This is a genomic window from Pseudomonas sp. MAG002Y (assembly GCF_019400845.1).
GTDB classification, from domain to species: domain Bacteria; phylum Pseudomonadota; class Gammaproteobacteria; order Pseudomonadales; family Pseudomonadaceae; genus Chryseomonas; species Chryseomonas luteola.
Map to the genome: position 1 here is coordinate 1 of NZ_WOEJ01000023.1, position 15,876 is coordinate 15,876.

15 protein-coding genes are annotated in these 15,876 nt (G+C 51.7%); 8 read left to right on the top strand and 7 right to left on the bottom strand.

What is annotated here, in order from left to right; genetic code table 11:
• Window positions 1–301 precede the first annotated feature (301 nt).
• Window positions 302–550, top strand: a complete 249-nt coding sequence (locus GM154_RS23150) for a hypothetical protein (protein ID WP_019365524.1) — start codon at window positions 302–304, stop codon at window positions 548–550.
• Window positions 551–983: 433 nt separating this feature from the next.
• On the opposite strand, the gene GM154_RS23155 is transcribed toward GM154_RS23150, so the two are convergent.
• Both GM154_RS23155 and queD read right to left on the bottom strand, forming a co-directional pair.
• Complete coding sequence (locus GM154_RS23155; protein ID WP_219653520.1) at window positions 984–2,453, bottom strand: inorganic phosphate transporter; 1,470 nt, start codon at window positions 2,451–2,453, stop codon at window positions 984–986.
• Between the two features lie 84 nt (window positions 2,454–2,537).
• Entirely contained in the window at window positions 2,538–2,894 is a 357-nt protein-coding gene (gene queD, locus GM154_RS23160; RefSeq protein WP_010798473.1) for a 6-carboxytetrahydropterin synthase QueD, read from the bottom strand.
• A 356-nt stretch (window positions 2,895–3,250) separates the two neighbouring features.
• On the opposite strand from queD, the gene GM154_RS23165 reads away from it, so the two are divergent.
• Window positions 3,251–3,886, top strand: a complete 636-nt coding sequence (locus GM154_RS23165; RefSeq protein ID WP_074826766.1) for a hypothetical protein — start codon at window positions 3,251–3,253, stop codon at window positions 3,884–3,886.
• A gap of 2 nt (window positions 3,887–3,888) precedes the next feature.
• Here the strand turns inward: GM154_RS23165 and GM154_RS23170 are convergent, their stop codons facing one another.
• The 3 genes from GM154_RS23170 to GM154_RS23180 all read right to left on the bottom strand — a co-directional run bounded on the left by GM154_RS23170 (window position 3,889) and on the right by GM154_RS23180 (window position 7,360).
• Entirely contained in the window at window positions 3,889–5,724 is a 1,836-nt protein-coding gene (locus tag GM154_RS23170; RefSeq protein WP_219653521.1) for an ABC transporter ATP-binding protein, read from the bottom strand.
• Between the two features lie 121 nt (window positions 5,725–5,845).
• Entirely contained in the window at window positions 5,846–6,397 is a 552-nt protein-coding gene (locus tag GM154_RS23175) for a peptidylprolyl isomerase (protein WP_074826760.1), read from the bottom strand.
• Window positions 6,398–6,460: 63 nt separating this feature from the next.
• Window positions 6,461–7,360, bottom strand: coding sequence for a LysR family transcriptional regulator (locus GM154_RS23180; protein WP_074826759.1), 900 nt, complete (start codon window positions 7,358–7,360; stop codon window positions 6,461–6,463).
• A gap of 154 nt (window positions 7,361–7,514) precedes the next feature.
• On the opposite strand from GM154_RS23180, the gene GM154_RS23185 reads away from it, so the two are divergent.
• The 3 genes from GM154_RS23185 (at window position 7,515) to rarD (ending at window position 10,043) form a co-directional block, all read left to right on the top strand.
• Entirely contained in the window at window positions 7,515–8,123 is a 609-nt protein-coding gene (locus GM154_RS23185; RefSeq protein ID WP_074826758.1) for an FMN-dependent NADH-azoreductase, read from the top strand.
• A 160-nt stretch (window positions 8,124–8,283) separates the two neighbouring features.
• The gene (locus GM154_RS23190; protein WP_074826753.1) at window positions 8,284–9,141 is read left to right on the top strand and encodes a carboxylate/amino acid/amine transporter; all 858 of its coding nucleotides are present in this window, start codon (window positions 8,284–8,286) and stop codon (window positions 9,139–9,141) included.
• Complete coding sequence (gene rarD / locus GM154_RS23195; protein ID WP_219653522.1) at window positions 9,138–10,043, top strand: EamA family transporter RarD; 906 nt, start codon at window positions 9,138–9,140, stop codon at window positions 10,041–10,043. Before GM154_RS23190 ends, rarD begins: the two co-directional genes overlap by 4 nt.
• Before the next feature lie 5 nt (window positions 10,044–10,048).
• On the opposite strand, the gene GM154_RS26100 is transcribed toward rarD, so the two are convergent.
• Both GM154_RS26100 and GM154_RS26105 read right to left on the bottom strand, forming a co-directional pair.
• A complete protein-coding gene (locus tag GM154_RS26100; protein WP_219653523.1) occupies window positions 10,049–10,495 on the bottom strand; it encodes a hypothetical protein in 447 nt (148 codons plus the stop codon).
• Window positions 10,496–10,502: 7 nt separating this feature from the next.
• Window positions 10,503–10,766 carry an ureidoglycolate lyase gene (locus GM154_RS26105; protein WP_219653524.1) on the bottom strand — a complete coding sequence of 88 codons (264 nt, stop codon included), beginning with the start codon at window positions 10,764–10,766 and terminating at the stop codon, window positions 10,503–10,505.
• A gap of 392 nt (window positions 10,767–11,158) precedes the next feature.
• Here GM154_RS26105 and fdnG point away from each other — a divergent pair, with 392 nt between their 5' ends.
• From fdnG to GM154_RS23220, 3 genes are read left to right on the top strand one after another with little or no spacing between them, the layout of a single operon-like run.
• Window positions 11,159–14,227, top strand: a complete 3,069-nt coding sequence (gene fdnG / locus GM154_RS23210; protein ID WP_219653542.1) for a formate dehydrogenase-N subunit alpha — start codon at window positions 11,159–11,161, stop codon at window positions 14,225–14,227.
• A 13-nt stretch (window positions 14,228–14,240) separates the two neighbouring features.
• Window positions 14,241–15,161: a formate dehydrogenase subunit beta gene (gene fdxH, locus GM154_RS23215; protein ID WP_010798462.1), complete on the top strand. Its 921-nt coding sequence runs from the start codon at window positions 14,241–14,243 to the stop codon at window positions 15,159–15,161.
• A complete protein-coding gene (locus tag GM154_RS23220; protein ID WP_074826741.1) occupies window positions 15,158–15,868 on the top strand; it encodes a formate dehydrogenase subunit gamma in 711 nt (236 codons plus the stop codon). Before fdxH ends, GM154_RS23220 begins: the two co-directional genes overlap by 4 nt.
• Window positions 15,869–15,876: the final 8 nt, after the last annotated feature.

Here is a 15,876-nt window from a genome sequence, read left to right on the forward strand (position 1 = left end):
CATCGCCGATGGTAGTGTGGGGTTTCCCCATGTGAGAGTAGGTCATCGTCAAGCACCTATACCCAGAACCCCCAGGCTTAACCGCCCGGGGGTTTTGCTTTTGCAGCAGAAATAAAAGGGATAGGCTGCTCTTTCTTGCGTGGCCTGCAAGACCTGCTTATTTGCTGCCGCCTGTCTCTCCCGCCTAGTTACTGAGGTTAGGCCTCTTCTTTTCAGCAAAAAGCTCTTTCCCGATAAACAGTCACGAACTCCCTCTCGCTTGCTCACTCAACTAGATACAAGCATTGAGTGAGGTGGATTTATGTTTGCTGCTATTGGTTCTGGTTTTGTTATTGGAGAAGTTCCTGGCTTTGCCTTTCAAGTTAAAGGTGATGCTAAGGAGACAATTGCTGAGCAATTAGCCGCTTGGCTAAATGGCCTTATCACTTCTCACGTAAAACTTTTTGAAAAGCCAGCGTCTCAGGATTCGTTATTGACTTTGAAAAAGATGATTGAACGAGAGTTCGAAAGCAGTACGGAAGTAGTGCCCTTGTTGGTCAGCTCGATATAGCGAAGAGATGAATAAAAACCGACCTTAATAGGTCGGTTTTTATTAGCCGCTCAGGCGTGGAAGGAACGAGCCTTATGAGATAGGTTTAAAAGATGCTGCGGAGGTTTTGAGCCAGTAGGCTTTACTGTAACCGGCTTGTCTGTTTCAGGGTGCGAATGTCTATGATGCCGTGGAGATCGGCTTATTCTAAGCATTGCCCATAACATCGTACCGGCTAATGCGAGCCATCCGATAATCAATAATACTATATAGGCTGCTGGGCTCATGGCGTCACCATACTGCTCAAGCGTATTGATATCCCTTAAAGGGGCTATACCTATACAGACTCGCTAAAGCAAGAGATGTTTAGAGCTTCTACAGGAATTCGACGAGTAGTCGCCTGAGGCGAGTAGCTAACTAGCCATCATAGCTAGTTAGCTACCAAGCTAAGATCTCACCCAATAAACTGGTTGGACAACCAGAAAAGGGCAGCTGAAAGCAGCATCGAGGCGGGTAGAGTTAGTACCCAAGCTAATAGAATATTACGTACCGTACCGCCCTGCAGACCGCTGCGGTTGGCGATCATTGTGCCTGCTACACCAGAAGATAGAACGTGTGTAGTGGATACGGGCAGACTATAAATGTTCGCGGCGCCGATGGCGATTACGGCAGTAAACTGCGCGCTGACACCTTGTGCATACGTCATTCCTTGCCGGCCTATCTTTTCACCTACTGTCAGTACCACTCGCTTCCAACCGACCATGGTTCCGATCCCTAGAGCCAATGCTACTGCGATGATCACCCAGTACGGAGCATATTCTGTTGTGCTGGTAAGGTCTTTACGCAGCCTGTTCAGATCTTCAACATCGCGGCCTTCCAGAACGGGAAGCTTGCTAATTTTCTTTGCGGAATCGTCCAGGCAAAGCAAATAGCGGCGTACTTGGGTCCGCTGATCCACGGTCATGGCGCGATAGTCGGTCACACCATTCAGATTGCTTAACAACGCATTAAGTGTAGGGATTGTAAGCCTGGTTTCACAGCTGAACTCTTCAGGAAGATCCCGATTGCCAGCTGTGTAATCCAAGTACTCCTTCAGAACACTCGATTGACGCTCGTAGAACTGACCCAAGTGAATAGCCGCATCACGGGTGCGTTCAATCTGATAGGTGGTGCTAGTCAGATCCAAGACGAACTTACCTGGCACGATGCCTATGAGTACCAGCATGATGAGGCCAATCCCTTTTTGGCCGTCATTGGAGCCGTGCACGAAGCTCATACCCATGGCCGAGATGACTAGCATCAAACGGTTCCAGAAAGGTGGATGCTTTTTTGAGTCTATTTCGCGGCGTTGCTCAGGTGTCTTATGCATTTTGGAACGGGGGCGCCAGCGCTTTAGACCTATAAGAATAGCGCCTGCCAGTACAAAACCCGCTATTGGAGAGGCAATAAGCGAAAGGCCGATATCAATTACCTTCTGCCAGTTAACGCCCTCGCTTAAGGGGATACCTGTGATAAGGGAGTTAGTAAGGCCAACACCCAAAATTGAGCCAATCAGAGTGTGAGAGCTAGAAGCTGGTATACCGAAATACCAAGTGCCTAGGTTCCAGGTAATGGCAGCAGCCAAAAGCGAAAAGACCATCGCGAGGCCATGACCTGTGTTCACATTAATGAGTAGATCGACTGGCAAGAGGTGAACAATGGCATAGGCAACACCAACACCACCAAACAGAACGCCCAGGAAATTGAATATACCTGAGAACATAACTGCTAAATGAGGCGGCATTGCCTTGGTGTAAATGACGGTTGCGACAGCATTTGCGGTGTCATGAAAACCATTAATGAATTCAAATGTCAGCACGAAAGCCAAGGCAAGAACCAGACTAATGCCTACCCAGACATCTAGCCCGCTGAAGAGATCGAACATATCGTTTCATCGACAGTTGAAAGGCAGCAATTATGTCAGAAAGCAGCCAGACAACTGACCCTTTGTGTAATAAATGGGTAATATTCAGTCGCCGCGGTATTCGCAGCCGCTTGTGCAGGTCTCGTGAACACGGACCCGAGAGAGTTCGGGTAACTGTGGTTTCAGTTCACGCCAAATCCAGATTGCCAGATTTTCACTGGTCGGGTTCTCTAAACCCTGAATATCGTTCAGATAGTAGTGATCGAGTCTCTCATAGATAGGCTTGAAGATCGCTTTGATATCAGCAAAATCCCGTAGCCAGCCTGTGTGGGGATCAACCGGCCCTTCAAGATAGATGGCTACTTTGAAGGAGTGCCCATGTAGGCGCCCACACTTATGTCCTTCTGGAACATTAGGTAGGAAATGGGCTGCTTCGAAGGTGAATTCTTTAAAAATTTCCACGTGATCAGCTCGAACTACCGCGACATGCGGTTCTGATGGGCGCGGAGTTTAACAGTTTCGTCATAATTTTTTCGACTTCTCATGTTTTATATCCCACTTCGCCGACTGACTGCGCTTATCGGTAAGGTGTACCTGAAGATCACATGATTCATGTTAGACGAATACGAGCGGGCTGTAGAGGCGTGAATAGAGGGAGAAGCAACCTGTGAAGATGCTCTTGGTTGAAGCAAAAGCGGTTTCTAATCAAGCATTTTTTTATGATTAACAATTATGGACATTCGGTGCTCGCTGAAAGTCGTTGCGCTGTGATAGCAAGCAAGGCAGGCTCGCGGCTTTAATCATGTATGAGGGGTCCCGTGGCAAAGAACGTATCAACGGAATCGCCAACCAAGCTCACTTTTTGGGTGCTTATTGGAATTGCTGCAGTGCTGGTAATGCTCGCTGTACTTGGTAATCAGCTCGGATGGGAGCTGATACATATTGGTTATGACTCAATGTCGCTACCCAATGGACTGGAGGCGGGTACACATGGGTATGTTGTCAATGGCCTGACATCGTTATTGTTCGCCTTGGCACTTACAACTGCAGTCACTGCTGCTTTCATAAAGGCGGGAGGGCGTTATCGCGCACGACTGCCTGTACCCGTTACAGCGCTGATCATGTGGCTGCTTTTTAACGTATTGCTGGTGATTTTTTACCCATCCGCGCTTGAAGTGCAGGTCAGACATTACAGCGGTCCAGCCTTTATTGACTTCTTTTCCTTGAGGGACCGCAAGGGAAGTTTTCAAGGCAGCGCTGACAAAAGCCAAATGCTTACGTACTACCAGGACTGTGCCGCCCGTAGCGAGCAATGCCCTGTTTATGAGTGCGTGACTGAAAAGCAATGGTGGTTTGGTGGTTTTCAGAAGATTCAGGGTTTCTATCCTGGCTTGGATATTGAAAACCAAAAAAAGCTGCTTGACCAATATTGCCAAACAGCTCTTTTGAAATAGCCTCAGCTTTCTCCTACGAATCCGCCCGTCTGGTGATGCCATAGACGGGCATATAACCCTCCTTGAGCAATCAATTCTTCATGGGAGCCAGTTTCAACGATCTGGCCTTTATTCATCACAACAAGTCGGTCCATACGTGCGATGGTAGAGAGACGGTGAGCGATGGCTATCACAGTCTTGCCTTTCATAAGCGTTTCGAGACTTTCCTGAATGGCAGCCTCGACCTCTGAGTCCAGTGCTGATGTTGCCTCATCCAGCAGAAGAATAGGCGCGTCCTTGAGTAGGGTGCGTGCAATCGCAATACGCTGGCGTTGCCCGCCGGACAACTTGACCCCACGCTCGCCTACTTGCGCATCGAGCCCGGTTCGTCCTTGCGCATCAGTCAGTAATGGAATGAATTCATCTGCTCTAGCCTTATGTACGGCTGCTTGAATTTCTTCGTCTGTTGCATTGGGTCGGCCATACGTCAGGTTCTCGCGAATCGAGCGATGCAGTAGTGATGTGTCTTGAGTTACGACACCTATGTTGCTGCGAAGGCTTTCCTGAGTGACGTGAGCAATATCCTGGCCATCAATCAAGATTTGCCCTTTTTCCAAGTCATACAGGCGAAGCAGGACGTTAACCAGCGTGGATTTCCCTGCGCCAGAGGGTCCGACAAGGCCTATTTTCTCTCCGGGCTTTACGTCTAGGTTAAGGTTTTCGATAACGCCACGGGTTTTGCCATAGTGAAAGGCAATCTCTTGAAAGCGGATTCCGCCTCGCTCAATCTCAAGTGGTTTGGCACTGCTTTGATCAATGACGGTGCGGGGGCGTGAAATAGTTTCCAGGCCATCCTGAACCATACCAATGTTTTCGAAGATGCCATTGACTACCCACATGATCCAGCCGGACATGTTGTTGATACGGATGACAAGTCCTGTAGAAAGAGCGATCGCTCCGATTGAGATAAGACCTTTATGCCAAAGCCACAGGGCAAGTCCCGTCGTTCCGGCGATTAGGAAGCCGTTCAACAGGGAAATAGTGACACCCATGGCGGTAATCAGACGTGACGCATAGCGAGCTTTTTCTGTTTGTTCTGCCATGGCTTCATGAGCGTAGTCTTCCTCTTGCCGAGTATGAGCAAAGAGTTTGAGCGTCATGATGTTTGTGTAGCCATCAACAATCCGTCCGGACAGTTTTGAGCGTGCTTCGGACGAGATGACGGATCGCTCCTTGGTCTTGGGTACGAAGTACCAAAGGGTAAGGATGTACGCGATGATCCAAATAATCAGGGGAGCCATAAGCCAGACGTCAGCCTGGGCAAAAAGAACCAGGGCGCTGCCGGCGTAGATAAGTACATGCCAGATGGCATCCACTGCCTGGACAGCGGAGTCCCGTAGCGAGGCTCCGGTTTGCATAATACGGTTGGCAATACGACCTGCAAAATCGTTATGGAAGAAGCTGAGGCTCTGCTTCAAGACATAGCGATGATTTTGCCAACGAATCAGTGTAGTCAGGCTAGGAGTAATGGTTTGATGGACCAGCAGGTCATGCAGGCTGATAAAAAGTGGACGCAACAAGAGTGTAACGACTGCCATCCAGACTAGTTCATGGCCATGCTCCTGAAAGAAAACCGTGCTGTTAGCAGAACTCTGTGCCAAGTCGACGATTCGACCCAGGAAGCTGAAGAGTGCGACTTCGATAAGGGAACCTACCAGGCCCACTACCAATAGAAAGAGAAAAGCAGGCCAGGCCTGTTTAAGGTAGTGGATGTAGAACCGCATTACGTTGCTGGGAGGTGTTTCGTCGGAGGCAGGCTTGAAGGGATCAATAATAGTTTCAAACAGGCGAAAAACCATATGCGCTCTCGTTGCCGTTCAGTGTATGCGGCAGGAAGCCGCGCTGTCTTAAGCCTGATCCTCAGAGGCGTGTGACTGCCTGTCAGCAGAATAAGCAGTCACACTTTAATCGGAAGCAGGCTTATGATCTTTTGGCCGCGAGGATCAAAATCGGTTCGCGTGGAACGTTCTGGAACATGCCTTTGTTAACAGTCGAGATACCGGCGATCTTATCTACTACGTCCATGCCGCGAGTAACTTTTGCGAAGACGGCATAACCAAAATCCCGCTGGCCATGATCAAGAAAGGCATTGTCTGAGACGTTGATGAAAAACTGGCTGGTTGCCGAATTGACCGCTGCGGTGCGTGCCATGGATACGGTACCGCGTGTGTTTTTAAGTCCATTGTCCGCTTCGTTGCGAATAGGGGCTTGTGTGTCTTTCTGCTGCATGTCCTGAGTAAATCCGCCGCCCTGGATCATGAAGCCTGGAATGACGCGATGGAAGATGGTGCCTTTGTAAAAACCTGAATCTACGTAAGAAAGAAAATTCTGTACGCTGACAGGCGCTTTTTGTGCATCCAGTTCCAGTTCAATTTCGCCCTGGTTGGTGGTCAGCACGACATGAGGATTTTCGGCAGCCCAGGCAGAAGAAGCCAGTACAAGCGTGGCGGCAGTAAAGAAAGCTTTGAGCATAAGCGCTCCTTTTGGGTTTAGGGTTGGTTATGTATGAGCGTAGCGCGGTTTGCATGGCACTTATCAAGACTGGCCATGCCCTGTACCTTGTTTCTTGATCAGTTCAACCAGTATCTGAGAGGCAGGACCGAGCGGGCGCTCTCGACTCTGATACATATAAAAAGGATGGAAGCGGTTACCTCCTTGGCTCAGCGAAAGAGGTTTTAGCGTACCTTCATTGATTTCGCGCTCGATAGAATGACGAGGTAGCCAGGCGAACCCCAGCCCATTGCGGACAAAAGTGGCGGCTGTAGCAAGGCTCCCGACGGTCCAGCGCTGTTCCGCGCCCAGCCAGCCAGCGTCTCGTGGTTGGGTGCGACCGGAATCTCGTATGACAATCTGCATCTGAGCCTCAAGGTCCTGAAACGTCAGCTCACGCTGCAGTCGATGCAGATGATGATCTGGATGGGCGACTGCGACGAATTCAACTGTACCCAAGCCTGCGCCTAGGTGAGCCGCAATATTCAGACCGCTGATAGCAAGATCGGCCATGCCTTCAAGTAAGGCTTCCTCTACACCAGACAGTACCTCTTCCCTCAGGCGAACCCGGCATCCACGGCTTTGTGGCATGAATTCGGTCAGTGCGCTGACCAAACGGGAAGTAGGGTAGGCTGCATCGACTACCAGGCGTACCTCTGCTTCCCAGCCTTGCTCCATATGGTGGGCAAGCTCTTCCAGCTGGCTGGCCTGTTTAACCAGTTGGCGTGAGCGCCTTAGCAAGACGTCTCCGGCTTCTGTCAGTACCGCCTTGCGCCCCTCGATGCGTAGCAGCGGAACGCCCAGCTGCTCCTGCATGCGCGCGACTGTATAACTGATGGATGACTGAGAGCGATGTAGCATCTCGGCAGCTTGTGCGAAACCGCCGTGGTCAACCACTGACTGTAAGGTGCGCCATTGGTCTAGCGTAACTCGAGGAGCCTTCATACCTATTCCTTAGCGAATCGGGCAGCGTAAACGCCATGATAAGACATTGTTATATCAATAAAGTTGATTGGTATTAGCTATAAATTCCGTTTTTATATCAACTTAATTGTTATTAAGCTGTGCTCATTCTCCCATTACAAAGGACGCCAGCATAATGTCTCAGGTTCTCGTGATTGAAAGCAGTGCTCGTAAAGAAGGTTCGATTTCTCGTCAGATTACCGCTGAGTTCATCGAAGCGTGGCAGCATAAACATCCAGAAGACAAAATCTCGGTACGGGATGTTGCCGTTGATGTTATTCCTCACCTGGATGAAAACCTTCTGGCAGGTTGGATGAGCCCAGCCGAGACACATTCCGAGGCACAAAAAGCAGCTCTTGCACGTTCGAACGAGCTGACCCAAGAGCTGTTGGCAGCCGATGTTCTCGTACTGGCCGCACCCATGTACAACTTTGCTATCCCTAGTACCCTGAAGGCCTGGCTGGATCATGTACTACGTGCAGGTGTGACGTTCAAGTACACTGAGCAGGGGCCCCAAGGGCTTCTTGAAGGCAAGCGCGCATATATTCTGACGGCGCGCGGTGGTGTTTACACCGGAAGTCCTGCAAATACCTTTGATCATCAGGAGCCTTACCTGCGGCAGGTGCTGGGCTTCATTGGCATTACTGATGTGACGTTTATCCATGTAGAGGGCGTTGCGATGGGGCCAGAAGCAATGGCCAAGGGACTGGAACTGGCGAAGGCTCAATTGGCCGAAGCACTCTAAGTTCAGGCGTTTACCTTTGGATTGAGCCTCCTTCGGGAGGCTTTTTTTCGTCTGGGCATTGGTTATTCCTAGTGTCTCGTGGATTCGGTATCAAGAGGTGAAGACTTTTCTGATGCTAAAAAGCGCGGTACTGTCGCGCAACTTTTGCTGAGTGGTCGTTATGCCGTATCTGTTGTCTGTCACTGTACTTTGGGCGTTTTCCTTCAGCTTGATAGGGGAATACCTGGCCGGTAAGGTCGACAGTGATTTTGCTGTATTGATCAGAGTATTGCTGGCCGCCGCTGTGTTTCTGCCGTTTACTCGGTGGCGAGGTGTTGCGCCGCGCTTCATTGCAGGCTTGATGGTGGCGGGTGCCTTTCAATTCGGCATTACATACCTGTGCCTATACCGAAGCTTTGCAGTTCTGACGGTACCGGAAGTACTCCTTTTTACCGTACTGACGCCTATTTATGTGACGCTTTTGGATGATGTGGTGTGTCGCCGCTTCAATCCGTGGTCATTGGTCGCCGCTGTGGTGGCAGTTCTAGGGGCCGTCGTGATTCGCTTGGAGCGGCTCGAGGGTGAGTATCTGTCAGGATTTCTGTTGTTGCAGCTGGCCAATCTGACCTTCGCGGCAGGACAGGTATTGTGTAAGTACCTAGTACAGCGTCATCCCTCGGATATCCCGCTGTATCACCGTTTTGGATACTTTTTCCTAGGCGCCTTACTGATTGCGCTGCCGTCATTTCTATTGTTTGGCAACCTGGAGCGTATGCCCCAAACAGCCGTACAGTGGGGCGTACTGATCTGGATGGGACTGTTTGCCACGGCGCTGGGCATGTACTGGTGGACGATCGGCTCAACCCGGGTCAACGGCGGAACACTGGCGATTTTGAACGAACTGCATGTACCTGCCGGTCTAATCGTGAATATTCTTATCTGGAATCGAGATGTGGATCTTGTTCGGTTGCTATTAGGTGGTGGGGTTATCGTGGGCTCTTTGATGATCAATCGTTTGGGACGCAGGGCATTCGCATGATTCTATCTGGCCGGGGTATGGCGCTGTCGGTGCTTTCTTCCGTACTGTTCGCTGTGATGCCGGTGTACTTCAATTATCTGGAGCCACTGAACGGTGTTCAGGTGCTGACGCAACGCATTCTCTGGTCGATTCCCATGGTATTGCTGCTTCTGGTACTGACACGACAGGGCGCTATGCTGCGACGGGCGCTTGCTCGATTGCTTCGTGAGCCTCGGCTGATTTTGGCTCTAATAGGCAGCACCTTACTGGTTGGATCGCAATGGGGGGTATTTGTCTGGGCAACGATGACAGGGCATACTCTGGATATAACACTGGGCTATTTCCTGTTGCCTCTGGTGATGGTCATAGTCGGCCGCATGTTTTACGGCGAAGAGATGAGACCGTTATATCGGGTCGCTGTAGTCTTCGCCTTGATCGGCGTCATTCATGAGTGGTGGGCTACCGGGGCGTTTTCCTGGGTTACGCTGGTGTCGGCTCTGGGTTATCCACCTTATTTCATGTTGCGGCGCTGGATGAAAATTGATGCGCTGTCCGGCTTTATTCTAGAAATGCTGTGCATGGCGCCTTTGGCTATCGTGCTGCTCTATTTTTTCAGTCCTGCCTCGGCTCTGCAGGTGGCGCCGAGCTTGTGGATCCTTCTACCGGGGCTTGGCTTGTTGAGCGCGGTGGCCTTTGGCGCCATGATGGCTGCAAGCCGACTGTTGCCAATGGGGCTGTTTGGTATCCTAAGCTACATCGAGCCGGCCCTGCTTGTGTTTGTCGCGATCCTGCTGCTGGACGAAGCATTTGTCTCTTCCCAGCTCTGGACATACGGACCGATCTGGATTGCCGTACTGCTTGTTTGCCTGGACAGTGCCCGTTTGCTTAAGAAGCAGTTGCGTCGAGGGCTGGAAAATGTCTGATAGCTTCAGCGGCCGCCATTAAGCGTTGAAATCCAGCGTCCTATGAGGTCTCGCTCGGACTGGGTCATCTGCGTGACATTGCCTAAAGGCATGGCATTGGAATCTATGGCTTGCTGCTTGATTCGCGGGGCCATTTGCCGGATCTGATCAGTCGTATCCAATAGAACCGCAGCCGGTGCCTCACTAAACAAGGGGCTGGTGGGTTGACTGGAATGACAGACCGTACAGCGTTCGTGAATGATGCCTTCGACCTGAGCGAAATCACCTGTAGCGGTAAGTGGCATCTGTTGCGATTGTACCGTGGCGTAAAGGCTGCCTGGATTTTTGACAGGTGGGGGCGTGTGAGTGGATTGTATCAATGGAGACATCTGCTCATTGTTAAACCACAGGAAGAAGCCCAGCACTACCAGGGTCAGCCCTGAACCAAACAGCATCCATCTGAGTTTTTGCATGTCGCGATCAGTGGCCAAAGCTATCAGTATAACCAAGCGGTATGTGGACCTGATAACGGCCAGTCGCAGGTTTTCGGTTGGCTGTGCCGCTTTGGTCAACAATTGGAAAGTCTTCGATATCCAAGAGTGCTCGCATAGGGTAATGCAAGACTCCTTGGTGATAATTGATGCCTTGCTCTTCGTTGGTAAGGAAGGTCCTGATAGGGTCAGGACCAGGCGTATCACCCGCGGACGTGACTACGATCAGAAAAGGCTTGTCTGAGCGGGACAAACGGCTGGCTTCCTAGTTTGCTCTGGCTCATCACGCATTGCCTGATTCAATGCCATTTCAAGAGGCTGGTCATGGGGCGATTAACAACCCATGTGCTGCACACTGCGCACGGCTCTCCAAGTGCCGATATCGCTCCGGCGTTGTACTGTGTGGATACCGATCTGGCGCATTGTTGGCATAGGTAAACAGCAATGGAACACAACGTGTACCGGGCAGCAGACAGTCCTTTTAGCAGCGCAACGCGTACAGTAGAGAGCCAAGACATGCCTATTTATATATTTACCCTTTGTAACCTTTCGTAAGGTATTGGAACTTTTTGGGGAACAATTGCGAATATCTTGGGGCCGAAGGGTTGATCCGTGAAAGTTGTGCCTGGAGTAACCCCCATGTCGATCCGTGTATCGCGAAGAAACTTCTTAAAATTAAGCGCGACCGGGGTGGCAACGTCGAGTATGGCAATGTTGGGCTTTGCGCCTGAACCTGCCATGGCGTCCATCCGTTATTTCAAACTTGCTGCAGCCAAGGTAACTCGAAACACCTGCACCTACTGTTCCGTAGGATGCGGCATGCTGATTTATAGCCGAGGCGATAACAGCATCAATACCGTTGAGGATATTTACCACATTGAGGGCGATCCGGATCATCCGGTCAGTCGCGGCTCCCTGTGTCCTCGTGGTGCTGGCGCACTCGACTTCGTCAAGAGTGAATCTCGCCTTTCGCATCCCTCCGTTCGCGAACCAGGTTCCAACGAATGGAAACGCATCAGCTGGAATGAGGCGCTAGACCGCATTGCGCGTCATTTGAAGGATGACCGGGACAAGAATTTTGTGACCCGTGATCAGCACGGTCATCTGGTCAATCACTGGACTACGACTGGTTTTCTCGCAGCGTCTGCTACCTCGAATGAGACGGCTTACCTCACGCAGAAAATCGCACGGAGTCTTGGTGTTGTTGTAATGGATAACCAAGCACGCGTTTGACACGGACCGACGGTGGCAGGTCTTGCCCCAACATACGGTCGCGGTGCGATGACGAATTCCTGGACTGATATCCGCAATGCCAATCTGATCCTTTCCATGGGCGGCAACTCGGCTGAGGCGCACCCTGTAGGGTTCCGCTGGGTAATCGAGGCCAAGGAAAAGAACAACGCCAAACTCATTTCAATCGATCCGCGCTTCACCCGTACGGGCGCCGTGGCGGATTACCATGCCTCCATTCGGACAGGCACTGACATCGTGTGGTTGGGCGGTCTGATCAACTATTTGTTGACTACTGACAAGATCAACCATGAGTACGTCAAGGCTTATACCGACGTCGCAATCATCGTAAAAGAGGATTTCGACTTTCATGACGGCTTGTTCTCTGGCTATAAGCAGGACGATATCCGTGCTTATGACAAGTCGAGCTGGAGTTACGAGTTCGATGAAAAGGGTATGGTGAAGGAAGACCCAACCCTACAGCATCCCCGCTGCGTTTATCAGCTGATGCGTAAGCACTACAGCCGCTACACCATCGAGAAGGTTGAAAGCGTCTGCGGTATGCCACGTGATCAAGTCCAGAAAGTCTGGGACATGATTGCCGAGACGGCTGCCGAAGACAAAACCATGACCATTCTCTACGCGCTGGGCTGGACACAGCATTCTGTTGGCGCGCAGATGATTCGTGCCGGCAGTATGGTGCAGTTACTCCTGGGTAACATCGGCATGCTAGGTGGTGGGGTTAATGCCTTGCGTGGGCACTCTAACATTCAGGGCCTGACCGATTTGGGTCTGCTCTCAAACCAGCTTCCTGGCTATATCCGTCTGCCTTCCCATGAAGAGCAGGATTTTGACGGTTATATCGAGCGGCGTGCCAAGCAGCCGTTACGTCCAGGGCAGGTGTCTTATTGGAAATACTTCAAGCGCTTCCATGTAAGCCTTATGAAGTCATGGTATGGCGATGCAGCCACGGCAGAAAACAACTGGTGTTATGACTGGCTGCCCAAGCTCACAGAGCCGTTGTACGACGTTATGCATACCCTTGAGCGTATGCACAATGGCGAGATAACAGGCTACCTGGCGCAAGGTTTCAACTTCCTGGCTTCGTTCCCCAACAAGAACAAGAACGTTGAGGCACTTTCCAAACTCAAGTTCTTGGTAGTGATGGACCCACTGGATATCGAGACCACCGAATTCTGGAAGAATCACGGTGAGTACAACGATGTGGATTCCTCGAAGATCCAGACTGAAGTCTTCCGGCTGCCTACTACATGCTTTGCCGAGGAAAACGGTGCGATCGTCAACAGCTGCCGCTGGCTGCAGTGGCACTGGCGTGCAGCGCCACCACCTGGTGAAGCGCGTCCGGACGTGGCCATCATGGCGGGTATTTTCCATCGCCTGCAGCAGATGTACCGTGACGAGGGCGGAGCGTTTCCTGATCCAATCCTTAACCTGACCTGGCCCTATAGCAATCCCGAGGAGCCTAATCCAGAGGATATTGCTCAGGAGTACAACGGTCGCGCGTTGGCTGATCTGCCAAGTGCTGATGGCAAGACCATTACCCATAAGAAGGGCGATCTGCTGGATGACTTTGGTTATCTGACGGATGATGGTCGTACAGCCTGTGGCTGCTGGATTTACTCTGGCTGCTGGACTCGTGCCGGCAATATGATGGATAGACGCGATAACGCCGATCCTTACAATGTCGGTATTACATTGGGATGGGCCTGGTCGTGGCCTCTCAATCGACGCATTTTGTATAACCGTGCAAGCGCGCGTCCTGATGGCACCTCTTGGGCGCCCGAGAAGCGGCTCATCTGGTGGAACGGCGAGCGTTGGGCTGGACCAGATATTCCAGACTTTCCTTGGACGTCGCCACCAGAAGCCGGTGCTAGCCCATTTATTCTCAACCAGGAAGGTGTTGCGCACTTCTTTGGCGGTAGCATGATGGCGGAAGGGCCGTTCCCTGAGCATTATGAGCCGTTCGAGTCTCCTCTCGACTACAACCCGATGCACCCGAACAACCCTGCAGCCAAAAACAATCCGGCGGCACGTGTGTTCAAAGGCGACCGGGAGCAAATGGGGACCAGTAAGGACTTTCCGTATGCCGCTACGACGTATCGGATTACGGAGCACTTCCACTTCTGGACCACTCATGCGCGACTCAATGCCATTGCACAGCCAGAAAAGTTTGTGGAAATCGGGGAAGACCTGGCCAATGAGCTTGGCATCAAGGCAGGCGATACGGTGAAGGTCACATCAAAGCGTGGCTTCATCCGTGCCATTGCGGTGGTTACCAAGCGTATCCATAAGCTTCAAGTGGAAGGACGCACGGTGCACCAGATTGGTATTCCTATTCACTGGGGCTTCAAAGGCGTGGCCAGGAAAGGTTTCCTGACCAATACCCTGACACCAGTGGTGGGCGATGCCAACACGCAGACGCCTGAGTTCAAGTCGTTCCTGGTGAACGTCGAGAAGGTATGAGGACGCGATAATCATGAGAGGCGATCAAGTCAACTTTCAAAACATCGTCGCCCGGTCCGCGACCACCGAAGCCTCGCCGCACACACGTGACGGCGGAGTGGAGAAGGTCGCCAAGCTGATCGACGTTTCCCGGTGCATCGGGTGTAAGGCTTGTCAGGTAGCGTGTTCGGAGTGGAACGATCTGCGTGATGAGATCGGTCATTGCGATGGTAGCTACAATAATCCGGCAGACCTTAGCCCTACTACCTTCCAGGTCATGCGATTCAATGAGTATGTGAACGAGCAGGGCAATCTGGAGTGGTTGATCCGTAAGGACAACTGCATGCACTGTGCAGAGCCTGGTTGCATGAAGGCCTGTCCGGCACCCGGGGCGATTGTGCAATACGCCAACGGTATCGTGGACTTCAACTCCGAGCACTGCATCGGTTGCGGTTATTGCGTGTCAGGCTGTCCATTCAACATTCCGCGTATCTCCAAGAAGGATCAAAAGGCCTATAAATGCACATTGTGCTCGGACCGTGTCTACCACGGTCTGGAGCCTGCCTGCGTTAAGACCTGCCCAACAGGCGCTATCATGTTTGGTACCAAGGAAGACATGACCGAACATGCCTTGATGCGGGTAGGCCAGCTCAATGATCGTGGTTACGCCAATGCTGGTCTGTACGATCCACCGGGTGTAGGCGGTACCCATGTCATGTATGTGTTGCAGCATGCCGACAAACCAGAGCTCTATAGTAATCTGCCGAGCGATCCGCAGATCAGTCCGCTGGTAGGGCTGTGGAAGGGCATTACCAAGCCCATCATGTCCGCGATGATTGGTTTGACTGCCCTGGCAGGCTTTGCGCACTACGTGATGAAGGGCCCCAAGGAGGAGCCGGAAGACACGCCGGATGAGGAGATTCGTCACGAGGCCCTAGAGGAGGATCGCAAATGACCCCTTCAAGCAGCGAGAAAGGCATCCTGCGGTACAGCACGTTCAGCCGTCTGAACCATTGGGTCATCGCGATTACATTCGTATGTCTGGTGCTCAGCGGTCTGGCGTTCTTTCACCCCTTCTTTTTTGACCTGACCGCCCTGTTTGGCGGTCCGACAGTGACGCGCATGGTTCACCCCTTTATCGGGGTGATCATGGCACTCTGTTTCGTGGTCATGGCCATACGCTTTTTCAAGGTCAACTTGTTCAAGCGTCATGATATCGAGTGGATGAAGCACATTGGTGATGTACTCAGTAACCGGGACGAACTGGCGCCACCGATCGGCATCAACAATCCCGGTCAGAAGCTGGTGTACTGGCTAATGGTCATGAGTGTGCCGTTGCTGTTGATCTCGGGTATCGTTATCTGGCGGCCTTATTTCGCGGAATATTTTCCGCGTGAATGGCTGCGGGTATCGAGCCTCGTACATGCATACGTCGCCTTTGTTGCGATCATCACGCTGATCATTCACGTCTACTCGGCGATCTGGGTGAAAGGCTCCTTCCGAGCGATGACGCAGGGACGGGTTAGCCGTGCCTGGGCCAAGCATCATCATCGCCTCTGGTATGATGATATTGTGGAGCAGGAGCGCAAAGAAAAGGAAAGAACCGGCTCGCGTTCGGGTGCGGTCAATGAGCATCATATGCCAACGAAGGGGACGCCGTGACAGCTACT